Origin of the sequence: Afipia sp. GAS231 (genome assembly GCF_900103365.1) — a bacterium.
Taxonomy (GTDB): Bacteria; Pseudomonadota; Alphaproteobacteria; order Rhizobiales; family Xanthobacteraceae; genus Bradyrhizobium.
This window is the reverse complement of the sequence record NZ_LT629703.1, coordinates 1,089,271-1,104,957: the sequence shown is the minus strand read 5'-3', so window position 1 is coordinate 1,104,957 and position 15,687 is coordinate 1,089,271. Positions and strand designations below refer to the sequence as shown.

The 15,687-nt window shown below is 62.9% G+C and carries 18 protein-coding genes; 10 read left to right on the top strand and 8 right to left on the bottom strand.

Annotated elements, in window-relative coordinates:
• Positions 1-144: 144 nt before the first annotated feature.
• Genes grxD through BLS26_RS05245 form a run of 3 tightly spaced genes read left to right on the top strand, consistent with a single transcriptional unit; the run spans position 145 to position 2,357 of the window.
• Positions 145-477, top strand: coding sequence for a Grx4 family monothiol glutaredoxin (grxD, locus tag BLS26_RS05255; protein WP_092509051.1), 333 nt, complete (start codon positions 145-147; stop codon positions 475-477).
• Positions 478-479: 2 nt separating this feature from the next.
• A complete protein-coding gene (locus BLS26_RS05250) occupies positions 480-1,034 on the top strand; it encodes an O-acetyl-ADP-ribose deacetylase (RefSeq protein WP_092509049.1) in 555 nt (184 codons plus the stop codon).
• Positions 1,035-1,076: 42 nt separating this feature from the next.
• Entirely contained in the window at positions 1,077-2,357 is a 1,281-nt protein-coding gene (locus BLS26_RS05245) for a serine hydrolase (RefSeq protein WP_092509047.1), read from the top strand.
• Here BLS26_RS05245 and BLS26_RS05240 read toward each other — a convergent pair.
• Positions 2,354-4,012 carry an acetolactate synthase large subunit gene (locus BLS26_RS05240; RefSeq protein ID WP_092517652.1) on the bottom strand — a complete coding sequence of 553 codons (1,659 nt, stop codon included), beginning with the start codon at positions 4,010-4,012 and terminating at the stop codon, positions 2,354-2,356. The two genes, BLS26_RS05245 and BLS26_RS05240, sit on opposite strands and share 4 nt — an antisense overlap.
• A 90-nt stretch (positions 4,013-4,102) precedes the next feature.
• Positions 4,103-5,170, bottom strand: a complete 1,068-nt coding sequence (locus tag BLS26_RS05235) for a low specificity L-threonine aldolase (protein WP_092509045.1) — start codon at positions 5,168-5,170, stop codon at positions 4,103-4,105.
• 60 nt (positions 5,171-5,230) lie between these two features.
• Here BLS26_RS05235 and BLS26_RS05230 point away from each other — a divergent pair, with 60 nt between their 5' ends.
• Complete coding sequence (locus BLS26_RS05230) at positions 5,231-5,521, top strand: type II toxin-antitoxin system RelE/ParE family toxin (RefSeq protein WP_092509043.1); 291 nt, start codon at positions 5,231-5,233, stop codon at positions 5,519-5,521.
• 11 nt (positions 5,522-5,532) lie between these two features.
• On the top strand, positions 5,533-5,835 hold the full coding sequence (locus BLS26_RS05225) for an addiction module antidote protein (RefSeq protein WP_092517651.1): 303 nt from the start codon (positions 5,533-5,535) through the stop codon (positions 5,833-5,835).
• Positions 5,836-5,912: 77 nt separating this feature from the next.
• Here BLS26_RS05225 and rpsD read toward each other — a convergent pair whose 3' ends face one another.
• Positions 5,913-6,530, bottom strand: a complete 618-nt coding sequence (rpsD, locus tag BLS26_RS05220) for a 30S ribosomal protein S4 (protein WP_092509041.1) — start codon at positions 6,528-6,530, stop codon at positions 5,913-5,915.
• Between the two features lie 258 nt (positions 6,531-6,788).
• On the opposite strand from rpsD, the gene BLS26_RS05215 reads away from it, so the two are divergent.
• On the top strand, positions 6,789-7,565 hold the full coding sequence (locus BLS26_RS05215; protein WP_157676310.1) for an SDR family oxidoreductase: 777 nt from the start codon (positions 6,789-6,791) through the stop codon (positions 7,563-7,565).
• Between the two features lie 94 nt (positions 7,566-7,659).
• Here the strand turns inward: BLS26_RS05215 and BLS26_RS05210 are convergent, their stop codons facing one another.
• From BLS26_RS05210 to BLS26_RS05200, 3 genes are all read right to left on the bottom strand, one after another.
• Positions 7,660-8,436, bottom strand: a complete 777-nt coding sequence (locus BLS26_RS05210; RefSeq protein WP_092509037.1) for an acyltransferase — start codon at positions 8,434-8,436, stop codon at positions 7,660-7,662.
• Positions 8,437-8,552: 116 nt separating this feature from the next.
• Positions 8,553-8,933, bottom strand: coding sequence for a cupin domain-containing protein (locus tag BLS26_RS05205; protein WP_092509035.1), 381 nt, complete (start codon positions 8,931-8,933; stop codon positions 8,553-8,555).
• 91 nt (positions 8,934-9,024) lie between these two features.
• Entirely contained in the window at positions 9,025-9,804 is a 780-nt protein-coding gene (locus BLS26_RS05200) for an HpcH/HpaI aldolase/citrate lyase family protein (RefSeq protein ID WP_244541847.1), read from the bottom strand.
• A 159-nt stretch (positions 9,805-9,963) separates the two neighbouring features.
• Here BLS26_RS05200 and bla point away from each other — a divergent pair, with 159 nt between their 5' ends.
• Entirely contained in the window at positions 9,964-10,833 is an 870-nt protein-coding gene (gene bla, locus BLS26_RS05195) for a class A beta-lactamase (RefSeq protein ID WP_092517648.1), read from the top strand.
• A gap of 10 nt (positions 10,834-10,843) precedes the next feature.
• Here the strand turns inward: bla and murI are convergent, their stop codons facing one another.
• Positions 10,844-11,641, bottom strand: a complete 798-nt coding sequence (murI, locus tag BLS26_RS05190) for a glutamate racemase (RefSeq protein ID WP_092509033.1) — start codon at positions 11,639-11,641, stop codon at positions 10,844-10,846.
• A 210-nt stretch (positions 11,642-11,851) separates the two neighbouring features.
• Between murI and BLS26_RS05185 the strand changes: the two genes are divergently transcribed.
• The 3 genes from BLS26_RS05185 (at position 11,852) to BLS26_RS05175 (ending at position 13,737) form a co-directional block, all read left to right on the top strand.
• Positions 11,852-12,403 carry a cytochrome b gene (locus BLS26_RS05185; RefSeq protein ID WP_092509031.1) on the top strand — a complete coding sequence of 184 codons (552 nt, stop codon included), beginning with the start codon at positions 11,852-11,854 and terminating at the stop codon, positions 12,401-12,403.
• A gap of 137 nt (positions 12,404-12,540) precedes the next feature.
• The gene (locus BLS26_RS05180) at positions 12,541-12,900 is read left to right on the top strand and encodes a cupredoxin domain-containing protein (RefSeq protein ID WP_092509029.1); all 360 of its coding nucleotides are present in this window, start codon (positions 12,541-12,543) and stop codon (positions 12,898-12,900) included.
• A gap of 9 nt (positions 12,901-12,909) precedes the next feature.
• Positions 12,910-13,737 (top strand): FTR1 family protein, encoded by an 828-nt coding sequence (locus BLS26_RS05175; RefSeq protein ID WP_092509027.1) that lies wholly within the window; start codon positions 12,910-12,912, stop codon positions 13,735-13,737.
• 98 nt (positions 13,738-13,835) lie between these two features.
• Here the strand turns inward: BLS26_RS05175 and purB are convergent, their stop codons facing one another.
• Positions 13,836-15,143 carry an adenylosuccinate lyase gene (purB, locus tag BLS26_RS05170; protein ID WP_092509025.1) on the bottom strand — a complete coding sequence of 436 codons (1,308 nt, stop codon included), beginning with the start codon at positions 15,141-15,143 and terminating at the stop codon, positions 13,836-13,838.
• Between the last annotated feature and the right edge of the window lie 544 nt (positions 15,144-15,687).

Below are 15,687 nucleotides of genomic sequence, written 5' to 3'. Positions count from 1 at the left end.
TGTGGACCGGGGCCCGCGCATGCCAGCTCCCCGCCATTTTACTTTGGATGCACAAAGGTTTGGGCTACATATATAGCCAGTAAGCGGGTTAAATCGGCCCATCAGGCTTAGCGGCAGGGGGCGGTGCCCCAAAAGGAAATGAAGATGAGCATCGAGCAATTCATCGACAATGAAGTGAAGTCGAACGACGTCGTGCTGTTCATGAAGGGTACGCCGCAGTTTCCGCAGTGCGGTTTCTCGGGCCAGGTGGTCCAGATCCTCGATCACGTCGGCGTCGGCTACAAGGGCCTGAACGTTCTTGAATCCGCCGACCTGCGCGATGGCATCAAGACCTATTCGAACTGGCCGACCATTCCGCAGCTTTACGTCAAGGGCGAGTTCGTCGGCGGCTGCGACATCATCCGCGAGATGTTCCAGGCCGGCGAATTGCAGCAGCTGTTCGCCGACAAGGGCGTCAGCGTCAACGCTGCGGCCTAAGCCTGAGCGGCACCGCGCGCCAGCTCGGCAAGGCGCGGCTGGAAGTCGTTGTTGCCGACATCACTACACTGCGCGTTGACGCCATCGTCAACGCGGCGAATTCGTCTCTGCTCGGCGGCGGCGGCGTCGATGGCGCGATCCATCGGGCCGCCGGGCCCGAACTGCTTGCCGAATGCCGCACGCTTGGTGGCTGTGCGACCGGTGATGCCAAGATCACCAACGGATACCGGCTGCAGGCCAAGCACGTGATTCATGCCGTCGGGCCGGTCTGGCACGGCGGTGGCGGCGGCGAGGATCAACTGCTTGCTTCCTGCTATCGCCGCGCGCTCGAACTGTGTCAGGCCAACGCGCTGTCGTCGGTAGCTTTCCCTGCAATCTCCACCGGCGTCTATCACTTCCCCGCCGATCGTGCGGCCGGCCTCGCGGTTGCCGCCGTCGCCGAGGCGCTGGCTGCAGCGCCTGATGTGACGCGCGTGGTGTTCTGCTGCTTTTCCCGCGACAGCGGCCGGCTGCATGAAGCGGCTTTGGCCGGGTTCGGCAGCCCTTGTGCCGACTGACACCGCCGCTACACTCTCCCGTGAGTTCCTGGGAGGGGTCCGATGAATTCTCGTCATATGTTGCGCGCGCTGGCCGCTGGCGCGCTGTTGCTGGCTGCGCCCGCGGTGTGTGCCGAAGGCACCTTCGATATTCCGCCCGGAGCGCATTTCAATCCGGAGAAGCTCGCGAAGGTCACGGAGTTCTTCAAGAACGAGGTCGCGACCGGCAAGATTTCCGGCGCCGACGTCCTGATCCAGCAGCGCGGCAAGCCGGTCTATCACGAGATCTTCGGCACGCAGGACACGGTGTCGAAGGCGCCGATCACGGACAAGACCATCTTCCGCCTGTCGTCGCTGACCAAGGCGATCACCTCGGTTGTCGCGATGGAGCTGATCCAGGACGGCAAGCTCAAGCTCGATGATCCCGTCGCAAAATACATTCCCTCGTTCGCCGACACCAAAGTCGGCGTCGAGAAGAAGGCCGAGGACGGCACCAAGACGCTCGAACTGGTGCCGCAAACCCGCCCGATGACGGTGCTCGACCTGATGCGGCACACATCGGGTATTACTTATGGCTTCTACGGCGATAGCCTGGTGCGCAAGGCCTACAAGGACGCCAACATCTACGCGGGCGATTTCGACCTCGCCGAATTCGCCGAACGAATCGCCAAGCTGCCGCTGCACAACCAGCCCGGCGCGCTCTGGCAATACGGCCATTCCACCGACATCCTTGCGCGGATCATGGAGATCGTATCCGGAAAATCGCTGTTCGAGATCGAGAAGGAAAAGCTGCTTACCCCGCTCGGCATGGTCGATACCGGCTTCTTCGTCACTGAACCGGAGCGGCTGGCGCGACTGGCCCAGCCGCTGCCGAACGACAGCGATTTCCGCGTCGGCCGCCAGTACCGGACCGAGGTGAAGCAGAAGTGGGAATCCGCCAGCGGCGGCATGGTGTCGACCATGGCGGACTTTTCGCGCTTTGCGCAGATGCTGCTCAACGGCGGCAGCTTCGAGGGCAAGATCTACCTCAACCCAAAGACATTTGAGATGATGGCGACCGACTATGCCGGCAAGGGCTCGGGTGTCGAGCGGGATTATTTCTATTTCCCCGGCGACGGTTTTGGCATGGGGTTGGGACTTGCGGTGCGAACCGATGCGGGTAACGCAAAACCGCCGCCGCCGGGCTCGCTCGGCGAGTTGAAATGGGACGGCGCCAGCGGCTGTTATATGGTGATCGACCGCAAGCAGGAGATGATGTTCGTGCTGCTGGAGCAGACGCCGACCGAACGGCAGCGCGTCCAGCGGACGCTCAAGCAACTGGTCTATGAGGCGATGGAGAACTAGTTCTTCGCCTCGTCAAGCCGCTTCACTTTCTCGCGGAGTTCATCGACCAGCACGCGGATGTTCTCGCTATAGTCGATCGGCATGACGACCAGGTGTACGCCGCCTCCGGCAAACGCACGCTCGAGCGTGGGGATGATCGCCTCCGTACTTTCGATCCTTGTACCTTTGGCGCCGTAACTCTCGGCGTACCGCACGAAGTCCGGATTTCCAAAGCTCAGGCCGAAATCGGGAAAATGATCGACCGCCTGCTTCCAGCGGATCATTCCGTAGGCGGAATCCTCCAGGACCAGCACCACCAGGTTCAGTTTGAGGCGGACCGCGGTTTCCATTTCCTGCGAGTTCATCATGAACCCGCCGTCGCCGCACACCGCAAGCACCCGGCGTTCCGGATAAAGCATCGCCGCCATCATCGCCGACGGCAACCCGGCCCCCATGGTCGCGAGCGCATTGTCGAGCAGCAGCGTGTTGGCGACCAGCGTACGGTAATTGCGCGCGAACCAGATCTTGTACATGCCGTTGTCGAGCGCAACGATGCCGTTCTCGGGCATCACCTGCCGCACGTCATGGACAATGCGTTGCGGTGTCGGCGGCCAACGGGCCTCCGTGGCCCGGTCAGCGATCTTGCTCAGAATGCCTTCGCGGAGATTCAACAACGCGCCGGCGTTGGGCAGACGGCCCTCGAGGCGGTCGGCCAGCAGTTCGAGACTCGGGCCGACATCGCCGACCACCTCGCATTGCGGAAAATAGACCTGCTCGACGTTGGCCGGCGTGTAATTGACGTGAACGACCTGTGGCCCGTCGGGGCCCATGATGAAGGGCGGCTTCTCGATCGTGTCGTGGCCGATGGCGATGATCAGGTCGGCGCGATCGATCGCTTCATGGACATAGTCGCGTTCGCTCAGCGCTGCCGTACCCATATACAATCTGGTGCCGCCGGGCGCGGTGCCTTTTCCCATCTGGGTGGTGAAGAAGGGAATCTGGGTGCGTCGAACAAATCCGGCAATTCCGGTCGTGCTTCGCGGCCGGGAAGCGGCGGCGCCCAGCATGATCAACGGCCGCTTGGCATTTAGAATCATCTCGGCGGCACGGTCGAGCGAAGCACGGTGGGCGACTGGAATTTCAATCGGATGCTGCGCGACCATTGCAACCGGTTCGGCTTCTTCGCCGGCGATGTCCTCCGGCAATTCCAGCAGGACGGGGCCGGGCCGTTCCTGCGTCGCAATCCGGAAGGCGTCGCGCACCAGGGTCGGAATCGTGCTGGTGCTGACGATCTGCAGCGAAAGCTTCGTCAGCGGCTTGAAGGTGCCGACCACGTCGACGATCTGGAACTTCGCCTGCCGGCTGCTCATGATGCCTTTCTGCCCGGTCAGCATCACCATCGGCATCGCGCCCAGCAGCGCGTAGGCAGCACCCGTCGTCAGATTGAGCGCGCCGGGGCCAAGCGTCGTGATGCAGACGCCGGGCTTTCCCGTCAGGCGGCCATAGGTGGCTGCCATGAAGGCCGCCGCCTGTTCGTGCCGGGTCAGGATCAGTTGAATCGACGATTTTCTCAGGCTTTCGACGACGTCGAGATTTTCTTCGCCGGGAACACCGAAGATGCGATCAACACCCTCGTTTTCGAGGGCGGCCACCAACAAGTCGGAGCCTTTGGGCATCGTAACCTCCGGCGATTTTTTCAACGGCGAACAACTGAATAACAGGATTCCGCCACAACCTGTACCTTCGGCGGCCCTGAGCGAAGGCAATTACGCGCCGCGCACGATCTCGCGCACCAGCCCGACGGTTTCCTCGATCATCTCGGCCGTAACGTCGAGATGGGTGCAGGCGCGGATGCGGCCGTCCATGACAGCCAGCAGCACGCCATGCTTGCGGAGCGCCTCGACCATCTTGTCGCCCCCGATCCCGGCTCCGTCCGGCTTGAAGAACACCAGGTTGGTCTCGGGCTGCTGCACTTCGACACCGTTGATCTGCGACAATCCCCGCGCCAGCGCTCGGGCGTTGGCGTGATCGTCGGCGAGGCGGTCGACGTGATGGTCGAGCGCGTAGACGCAGGCCGCGGCGCATATGCCGGCCTGCCGCATCGATCCCCCGAGCCGCTGCTTCCAGCGCCAGACATCGTCGATGAACTCGCGAGAGCCTGCGATCGCGCCGCCGACCGGCGCGCCGAGGCCCTTGGAAAAATCGATCCAGGCCGAATCCCAGCCCGCGGCCATGTCGCGGGCGCTGATGCCTGTGGCAACGCAGGCGTTCAGCAGCCGCGCGCCGTCCATATGGGTGGCCATTCCGTTGGCCTTGGCGATCTCGACGATTTCATCGAGCGCGGTCTTCTTCCAGATCGTGCCGCCGCCGATATTGGCGGTCTGCTCGACGCTGACCACGGTCTGCGGCGGCTGGTAGCGCGAGCGCGGATGCAGCGCGGCACGAAAGGTTTCAGGCGAAAACTGTCCGTCGTCGCCGCTTAGCGGCGTGATCTGGAATCCGCCAAGCGCGGCATGCGCGCCGCCTTCGCGGGCGATGATATGCGCGCTGACATGGGCGAGGATTTCATCGCCCGGCCGGCACCAGGCCAAGGTCGCCGCGACGTTGCACATGGTGCCCGACGGCATGAACACGGCAGCTTCCTTGCCAAGCAGGTCGGCCACGCGTTCGCACAACAGGTTGACCGTCGGGTCGTCGCCGATCTGCTCGTCGCCGACGTCAGCTTTTGCCATCGCCTTACGCATCGCCGGGGTCGGGCGCGTCTGCGTATCCGACAACAGGTTGATGCGGACGGGAGCAGCTTTGGGATCGCGCGGGGCAGGGGTGTAGTGCATGGGGCGGGTCTCGCTATGTGCAGTCATTGACTTGTTGTGTTTTGTATCCTATAAGATACAGTGTTCGAGGTTCTGAAGACCGATGAATTCGACAATTGGCTTTCCGCGCTCGCGGACCAACGGGCCGTTGCGAAGATCGCTTCTCGAATTGAGCGACTTGGCCTCGGTAACGCGGGAGACGTCAAGCCGGTCGGCGAAGGCATCAGCGAAATGCACCTGAGCTACGGTCCTGGGTACCGCATCTACTACAAGCAAACAGGCAAGACGATTGTGCTGATTTTGTGTGGCGGCGACAAATCCAGTCAAGCAAGCGACATCAAGCGGGCCAAGGAAATCGTAGCGCAGCTGTGAAGGCAACGAAGATGATCAAGACCTCAAAGTTCGACGCGGCCGATTACCTCAAGACCCCTGCCGCGATCGCGTATTATCTGACTGAAGCATTTGAGACGAACGATCCGGCCTTTATTTGCACGGCGCTCGATACGGTTGCGCGTGCCAAAGGCATTGCGGACGTTTCAAAGGCCACCGGACTGTCGCGCGAAAGCCTGTACAAAACCTTCAAGGAAACGGCCAAGCCGGAATTCGATACGGTCCGAAAGGTGATGCTATCGCTCGGCGTCAAGTTGGTGGCCGAACCGATCGACGAATCGCAGAAGGTTGCCTGAATAAAACCTCGTACTACCGCCAAACAAAAAAAGGCCCCGGAAAACCGGGGCCTTTGACGTCTCGAAAGCTGTATCGCTTAGCGCGAATAGAATTCGACGATCAGATGCGGCTCCATCTGCACGGCGAACGGCACGTCCGACAATGCGGGGATGCGGGTGAACTTCGCCGTCATCTTGGAGTGATCGGCTTCGATGAAGTCGGGCACGTCGCGCTCGCCGAGCTGGCTAGCTTCCAGCACGTGGGTGAGCTGCTTGGACGATTCCTTGATCTCGACGAGGTCGCCGGGCTTCAGCTTGTAGCTGGAGATGTTGACGCGGCGGCCGTTCACCTTGACATGGCCGTGGTTGATGAACTGGCGCGCGGCGAACATGGTGGCGACAAACTTGGCGCGATAGACCACCGTATCGAGACGGCGCTCGAGCAGGCCGATCAGGTTTTCGCCGGTGTCGCCCTTCATGCGGCCGGCTTCGACGTAGATGCCGTGGAACTGGCGCTCGGAAATATTGGCGTAGTAGCCCTTGAGCTTCTGCTTGGCGCGGAGCTGCACGCCGAAGTCGGAGAGCTTGCCCTTGCGGCGCTGGCCGTGCTGGCCGGGGCCGTATTCGCGGCGGTTGACGGGGCTCTTAGGGCGGCCCCAGATATTCTGGCCCATACGGCGATCGATCTTGTACTTCGCCTCACTGCGCTTAGTCATCGCGTCCTCTATTGAGTTTGAGTTTTGAGGAAACGCGCCCTCCTGTGCACCGGGTGATCCCGGGGCCGACAGGTCCGCCTCGAAAGCTCGGGGAGGACCACGGGTCGCGAAACGCAACGCGGGCCGAAAACGGCCCGCGAGCAGGCGGTTTCTAGGGATATTCGACCCCGCTGTCAAATCCTCTCCCGGCCCGGTATGACTTGTACGCGCGGGCCTCGCCAGGACAGTTTTAGGCGCAAAGGGACGGGTTTGGGAGCAATGCAGCCTGCAGTGGTCGTGACCGGCGCTTCCTCCGGACTTGGCGTGGAATTCGCCCGCTTGGCGGTCGCCGAAGGGTCCAAAACGGTCCTGATTGCGCGCAATATCGCCGATTTGCAGCGGTTGGTGACGGAAATCGACCCTTCCGGTCAATCCACGGTGGCGCTCGGAATTGACCTCGCCGCGCCGGATGCCGGCGAAACCGTCGCCCGTGAGCTCGAGGCGCGGGATCTCTATTGTCACACCCTGATCAACGATGCCGGTTTTGGCCTGTTTGGCCAGGCTGTGGAACTCGATCGTGCGCGCCAGCTCGGGATCATCGCGGTCAATATCCGGGCACCGACCGATCTCATGCTGCGATTCCTGCCCGACATGATCGAGCGCAAGGCCGGCCGCATCCTCAACGTGGCATCGGCGGCCGGTTTTGCGCCGGGACCGCGGATGGCGGTGTATTTTGCCAGCAAGGCCTATCTGGTTTCGCTCTCGCAGGCGCTCTTGCGCGAGGCGAGGGGTAGTGGCGTCACGGTGACCTGCCTGTGCCCGGGTCCGCTGCGCACACCGTTTCTGACCCGGGCTGGCGCGCCGCAGGTGCGGTTGTTCAAACTTTTGCGAAAGCTTCCCGTCGATGAAGTCGCCCGTAGCGGCTGGGAGGCCATGAAAGCAGGCCAGAGGCTTTGCATCCCCGGTATCGGCACCAGGGCGGCGATCGTCGTGACGCGCTTCGTCCCTCGCCGAGTGGTGCTTGCCGTGGTCACGAGGCTGCTGCGCAGGCGCTAGGAGTTTGGCGCGTTCTCTCTACGCGAACCGGTGCCTGCTTCGTTCGAAAATGATCGCGGCTGCGTCAATGAAACGGGCGGTTTTTTCGGGCGTATCAGGTGCCGACCGCGCGGACCGGCTTTGGTTCGTTTTGCTGGCGGTTGGCCCGCAATTCCTGGACGATTTCGGTGTTCAGGACCTGTTCCAGCCGGTTCAACACCTTGGCCACCAGGGCGGCGTCGGTAATCCGATGGTCCCAGCGCAGCACGACATCGATGGTATGGTCCGGCTTCTCAACCCCATAGCTCAGCACGAAAGGTCCCGGGCTCATCGCATGGAGTTCGCCAGCGCCATAGGCTGACACCGAGGTCACGCCGTAACTGCCGAAATAATTGGCGCGCTGACGGCCGAAATTCAGTCCGATCGCCCAGAACAGGCGGCGCAACGGCAATGGCAGCCTGGTCGCCCGCATCATCTTGCGAAACGCCGGCACTTCGTCGATCGGCGCGTCCTTGGCGTGCCGAATCAGGGCGTTGACCTCATCCAGCGGCATTTCATCGGGCGCCGTGATTCGTTGCGGCAGCACGCAGTCCTGGCCTTCCTCGACGCGTGCGATCGCCACCATCGCGACGCTGCGCGGCAGTTCGTAGAACGACGGCATCGGCCATTTGACGTAAAGCGTCCGCAGCACCGGCTCTTCCTTCGCCACCAGGGCGAATGCCTTGACGAAAATCGCGGCCCAGCCGGGCCGCGGGCCCTGCGTGCGGGCCTCCGACAACAGGCGGACGTCGAGCGGGCGGGCAAGCGATACAAAGGGGACGCGAATCGACGCGTGCATGAGATCGATGACGATGCGACGCGGCGTTGTGATTTTTCGAACCGTTCCGCGCATCGCTCCGCTCTAGTTCCCGCCACACGACCATCAGAAGGCCGGCGGACCCATATGCCCGGGCCGCCGACCCCTGATCTAGCACGAACCAGACGGTTTGACGCCAGTCGGTTCGCGTTTTACGGCGCCGGTTTGGCCAGCGGCTCGCCGGCCTTGACGACGTAGACCCCGAGCACTTTGAAGGGCTTGTCGCCGGCCTTGGCGTCGTGAACGGCGCCTTCCGGGATCTGGTAGGATTCGCCGGCCTTGATCTTCATCGGAGGCTTGCCATCGAGCACGAGTTCGAGCTCGCCCTCCAGCACATAGCCGGTTTCCATGCCGGGATGGGTATGGCGGCCGGCGGCGCCGCCTGCGGGAACTTCCGCGATGGCGGTGACGGTGTTGTAGCCGGCCGGGAAATCGAGCTTTTGCAGCGGGGTCCGCTTGATACCGGTTTGCTGGGCGAGAGCCACGCCGGCGAATGCGACGATGGATAGTCCGAGAAGCATTTTCTTGATCATGTGTTTTCTCCGTGTGGCAGAAAGTCTAGCAGCGCCTTCCGCGCGCGGAAAGCGCGCGGCCAGGGGCGCGTCGCCAGGACGCGCGATTTTTCTACCGCTTGATGCCCTCGAGGCTTGCCGCGATGCCGCGCTGGAACAGCGACCAGTCGAAGCCCAGCGCCAGCGCGACATAGCCGCGTTCGATCATCTGGTTGGCCTGCTCGGCGGTGCGGGCGACGCCGCCGATCGGCACGCCGCTTTTGAGGATGCCGGCTTCGGCCCGCGCCATCAGCGCCTGTACTTCGGGATCGTCAGGCAGGCCGCGCTTGTTGATGGAGGTGGCGAGATCGCCGGGGCCGATCACCGCGAGGTCGATGCCCGGTGTCGCCATGATCTCGTCGATGCGGTTGACGGCCTCGACATGCTCGATGGTGACCATGCAGATCATGTCGTCGTCCGCGGTCGCCATATACTCCGCCATCGACACGCCCCAGCGGAACGGCGCGTGAAACGGCCCCCACAGCCGGTCGCCCTTCGGCGGATAGCGCACGCTGCGCACGGCCTTCTCGGCGTCGGCGCCGCTGCAGATCATCGGAAAATTGATCCCGAGCGCGCCGAAGTCCATCGGCGCCTTGGCGAGCCAGGGCTCGTTGGCGGCGATCCGCACCAGCGGCACGCAGGGCGTGCCTGATGTCGCCGTGATCATGCCATGCGCCGTGCCGAGATCGATCGGGCCGTGCTCGAGGTCGACGATGATCCAGTCGATCCCGGAACGGGCCATGATCTGCACGGTCTGGATCGAGGGAATGGTCGCGATCGCGCCAAACGTCGGGCGTCCGTCCCGCCACAGCTGTTTGAGACGGTTGAGCGGCGCTGATGTTGCGGAGGTCAAGGCGGAAGCTCCGTGATCGTATTGTTGGTGAGCGGCATGATAGGGACAAATACGTAGCGTATCGAGCGGGATGTTTTTCGGCGGACGCGGTTGAAGCGCCATCATTCTGTCGCAAGAAACCAGCATCGCATGCGCAAGTTCGGCTTCAAGGATAACTTCGTGATGATCGACCGACGAACCTTTCTGGTAGCGGCCTCGGGTTTGGTGTTTTCGCCTGTCCTGGCAGAGGACGCCCCGCCTGTGCTGGCGGCATATGAGCGCGACACCGGCGGGCGGATCGGCGTCTATGCCGAAAATCTTTCCACCGGTGCGAAGATCGCATGGCGCGCCGAAGAGCGCTTCGTCATGTGCAGCACCTTCAAGGCTTCGCTGGCCGCCTTCGTGCTGGCGCGGGTCGACAATGCCGAGGATCGTCTTGAGGACATGGTCGCCTATGGGGCCAAGGATCTTCTCGATTATGCGCCGGTCGCGAAACAGAACCTGGCGCAAGGCGCCAAGGAAGCGGCCATGTCGGTTGCAGATATGTGCAAGGCGATCGTCGAACTCAGCGACAACACCTGTGCCAATCTGCTGCTGGCGCGGGTCGGCGGTCCTGCCGCCTTGACCGAGTTCTGGAGCCGAACCGGCGACGCGGTCTCGCGCCTCGACCACAACGAGCCCGAGCTCAATCGTTCGCCGCCGGGCGATCCCCGTGACACCACCACGCCATCGGCGATGGCGGGAAATCTGCGCCGCTTCCTGCTCGGCACGGTGCTGACGCCTTCCTCGCGCGAGCATCTGACGCAATGGATGGTGGACTGCAAGACCGGCAACAACCGTCTGCGCGGTGGCCTGCCGGCGGATTGGAAGATCGGCGACAAGACCGGCAATAACGGCAAGGACGCGTCCGGCGATATCGCGATCGCCTGGCCGAAGTCCGGCGGCCCGGTGCTGGTCACCGCCTACACGCAGGGTGGTTCGCCGACCCCGCCGCAATTGGAAACGGTCTTCAAGGAAATCGGCGCGATGGTCGCGCAGCGGCTCAGTTAGCGCCCAAAACTTACGCCGGGACGCGGCCGCCGAAGAACGGCATCAGGGCCTGGCTCAGCGTGTGCGGCCGCTTCGACGTGAAGATCATTTCGGCGCCGGCCTGATCGGATGGACCGTTGGCCGGGCCGAGCAGATCCGAGACGCGGCGGGCGATGGCGGGGGCGGGATCGATCCAGTCGACCGGCCATGGCGCGAGCAGCATCAGCCGGTCCAGCAACAGCGGATAGTGCGTGCAGGCCAGCACCACGGTGTCGGTGCGGTGGATATCGCTGGCGTCCTTGCCGACGAAACATGGCGCGAGTTCGGCCGCGATATCCTCATCGCTGACGTCGTTGCCGCTGAGCGCGGATTCGCAGAGCGAGGCGAGCTCCGCCGAGCCGACCAGTGTCACCTCGCAGCCTTGCGCAAAATCCTTGATCAGGCGCTTGGTGTATTCGCGTTTGACGGTGCCCTTGGTGCCGAGCACCGACACGCGCTTGGTCTTCGAGCTGGCGCAAGCCGGCTTGATCGCGGGCACGGTGCCGACAAACGGCACCTGATAGGCCTCGCGCAGGTGCGACATGACAAGCGTGGACGCGGTGTTGCAGGCGATCACCAGCAGATCGGGCGCATGGCTGGCGATCAGTTCGCCAATCAGCGGCACCACGCGCGCGATGATCTGCTCCTCACTGTGATGGCCGTAGGGAAAGAACGCGTCGTCGGCCACATAAACATAATGGGCATCGGGCCGGGCGCGGACGATCTCACGCAATACCGTGAGGCCGCCGAGGCCGGAATCGAAGACGAGGATCGTTGGGGGATAGGACACGCCGCTCTTTTAGCCGATCCACGGTTACCATTCAGTTGTTTTTGCGGCCGGTGGGGGTCCCGCGATCGATGGCCCAGGGAACGCGCACGCAGTTTTGAACGATTCAAGTCGCCTTCACGGGAATGGAAAGCTATCAGGGCAAGTCATTGCAGATATGGACAAAACCGCAAACGACCCACGGCATGTGAGAGGTCGGGAGGCCCAACAGAAATGCTACGCAATACGTCGTCGAGCTGGGGCCGCCTGTCGCGCGGGTTCCATTGGGGCCTCGGCCTGGTCATCATCAGCATGCTCGCCTTCGGCTGGTGGATGAACCACATTCCGGCCGGCCCGAACCGGTTCTTCTACCGCTCGATCCATGCCGATATCGGCTACCTCGTGCTGCTGCTGATGGTGCTCCGCCTGATCTGGCGCGGCTTCAATCCGACGCCGGCACTGCCTTCGGACACGCCGCGATGGCAGCGGATCGTGGCCAGCATCAGCCATTGGTCGCTCTATGCCGTTACCATTCTGGTGGCGATGCTGGGCTGGGCGCATTCCGGCGCGCGCACCCCTGATTATTCCAGCTTCTTCGGGCTGTTTCACGTTCCGCAGATTACCTCGCCCGACAAGGCCGCCGCTGCGGCCTATGAGGACCGTCACATCCTGTTTGCCTATGTGCTGCTGGCACTGATCGTGCTCCACATCGGCGCGGCGCTCTGGCATCACTTCATCAAACGCGATCGCGTCACATCGCGCATGGTCGACGGCGCGCCCGGCTGAGGCCGCGATTTAGCCCAAGATTCAGACCAAGATTTAGAAGCTCTCCAATCAAGAGCGGCTTTTTGTCTCTTCACGGCGTGGCTTGCAGCAGCGTATGCCATCTCGCCTGATCTTCAGCCATCATTGAAAGAGCCGACATGTCCCTCTCGCGAACGCTTTCGAAGGCCGTCATTTTTGCTGCCGTCACCGCGCTGCTGCCGATCGCCGCTACCAGCGCCGCCAACGCGCAGGCCGCGACCGAAATCCAGCTCAGCTACAAGGACAAGAAGTTCGAGCCCGCGGAAATCAGCGCGCCTGCCAACACGCCGATCGTGATCAAGCTGAAGAACCTGGATTCCAAGCCGATGGAATTCGAGAGCAAGGCCTTGAAGATCGAGAAGGTGGTTGCCGGCTCCAGCGACGCCACCATCAACGTTCGCGCCCAGAAGGCGGGCCGCTACGAATTCGTCGACGAATACAACGAGAAGGTCGCGCGCGGCGCGCTGGTCGTGAAGTAGGAAAGAACCGTGCTTGCTGCACTGATCATCGTTTTCCGCGAAGTCTTCGAGGCCGGTCTGATCATCGGCATCGTGCTCGCGGTCACGCGCACGGTGCCGCATCGCAACGCCTGGATCGGCGGCGGCGTGCTGGCCGGTGTGCTCGCCGCCTGCGTCGTCGCCGGCTTTGCCGGCGCGCTGTCGAACCTGTTTGCCGGCATGGGACAGGAACTGTTCAACGCCGCCATACTCGTGATCGCGGTCGTGATGCTGACCTGGCACAATGTCTGGATGGCGCGTCACGGCGCCGAGCTTGCCGGTGAACTGCGCGTCGCCGGGAAGGCGGTGGTGGAAGGATCGAAATCGCTGCTCGCGCTGGCGGTGGTGGTCGGCGTCGCGGTGCTGCGCGAGGGCAGCGAGGTCGTGCTGTTCCTCTACGGCGTGATTGCCACCGGCGGCGATACCGCTTGGGGCGTGACGCTCGGCGGCCTCGGCGGCCTCGCACTCGGTGTGATGGTCGGTCTTCTGACCTATTTCGGCCTGCTGCGTATTCCCGCGCGCGCGCTGTTTACGACCACGACGATCCTGATCGCCTTGCTCGCCGCCGGCATGGCGGCGCAGGCTGCGGCCTTCCTGGAGAAGGCCAACTGGCTGACCGCGATGGACAACGTGGTGTGGGACTCAGGCTGGCTGCTCTCCGATGCCAGCATTCCCGGCAAGGCGTTGCATACGCTGATCGGCTACACCGACCAGCCGACCGCGATGCAGCTCACGGTGTATCTCGCGATCCTCGCGGTCACCTTCGTGCTGATGCGGCTGTACGGCGCGCCGGCGAAGGCAAAGGCCGTGGCTGCCTAATTCCGTCATTGCGAGGAGCGAAGCGACGAAGCAATCCAGTCTTTCTTCAAGTGAAGAACTGGATTGCTTCGCTTCGCTCGCAATGACGGTTTGCTCATTCAGCTCTCGCCGAACACCCGCTTGAAGATGGTGTCGATGTGCTTGAAGTGATAGCCGAGGTCGAACTGTTCCTCGATCTCGGCATCCGTCATCAGCTTCTTGACGTCGGGGTCCTTCTTTAACAGCGTCAGGAAGTCGCCTTCGCCGCGCCACACCGGCATCGCGTTGCGTTGCACGAATTTGTAGGCGTCCTCGCGGCTGGCGCCCTTTTGCGTCAGCGCGATCAGGATCCGCTGCGAATGCACGAGGCCGCCGAGGCGGTCGAGATTCTTCTGCATGTTGGCGGGATAGATCAAAAGCTTCTCGATCAGGCCGGCAAGGCGATTAAGCGCGAAGTCGAGCGTGACCGTCGCATCAGGTCCGATCATGCGTTCGGCCGAGGAGTGCGAGATGTCGCGCTCGTGCCAGAGCACGACGTTCTCCATCGCCGGCATCGCATAGGCGCGCACCATGCGGGCAAGGCCGGTGAGATTTTCCGACAGCACCGGGTTGCGCTTGTGCGGCATCGCCGACGAGCCCTTCTGGCCTTCGGAGAAGAATTCCTCGGCTTCCAGCACTTCCGTTCTCTGCAAGTGCCGGATTTCGGTGGCGAGCCGCTCGACGGAGGAGGCGATCACGCCGAGCGTCGCAAAATACATCGCGTGGCGGTCGCGCGGGATCACCTGGGTGGAGACCGGCTCGGGCACCAGGCCCATCGCTTTCGCGACATGTTCTTCGACGCGCGGATCGATCTGCGCAAAGGTGCCGACGGCGCCCGAGATCGCGCAGGTCGCGACTTCCTTGCGTGCGGCGATCAGGCGCTCGCGGGCACGGCTGAACTCGGCATAGGCGTAAGCGAGCTTGAGCCCGAACGTCACCGGCTCGGCATGGATGCCGTGCGAGCGGCCGATGGTCGGCGTCATCTTGTGCTCGAAGGCGCGCTTCTTCAGCGCCGCCAGCACCTTGTCGATGTCGGCGATCAGAATATCGGCGGCGCGGGTGAGCTGGACGTTGAGGCAGGTGTCGAGCACGTCGGAGGAGGTCATGCCCTGGTGGACGAAGCGCGCCTCGGGGCCGACGATCTCGGCCAGATGAGTCAGGAAGGCGATGACGTCGTGCTTGGTTTCGCGCTCGATCTCGTCGATGCGGTCGACATTGAAGGTGGCGTTTTTGGCCTTGGCCCAGACGGTTTTGGCGGCCTCTTTCGGGATCACGCCGAGTTCTGCCTGCGCGTCCGCCGCATGTGCCTCGATCTCGAACCAGATCTTGAAGCGGGTCTGCGGCCCCCAGATGGAGGCCATTTCCGGGCGGGTGTAGCGGGGGATCATCGACGACTCCGGCGAATTGTTTTTTTACGCCGTGCTTTAACAGAGCCGCCCAAGCCAGACAAACGCTCAAGGCAACGGTTTTTCCGTCATGGCCGGGCTTGTCCCGGCCATCCACGTCTTTGTTGCGTGAAGACGTGGATGCCCGGCACAAGGCCGGGCATGACGACCGGGACGTAGGCGCGGGCAGGGTCGGCGGCAGCCGCGTCGGGGCCGGGAGCCGGCGGCTCATCCAGTCCCGCATCCGGCGCAGCCCTGCCATCCCCAAAGATTGAATGACAGATATTGAAATCTGTCAGCGAGACGTGCTATATCCCTTTTCGACGCCAATAGTGGGTGTCACCCCGGCCCGTTGGCCCTGGGCCCGGGGACTTCAAAAGGACTACGCCAATGACCATCGAACTCATTCATTTGACTGCACAAATTCAACTCTGGCTCAATCGTCAAGTTGCCCGCCATCTGGCGGCGCAGGCCGAACGCCTGGAACCGGTAAAGCATTAACCCGTTAGGGGGACTGAATGACCACCCGTCTCGTCGTCTCAAAGGT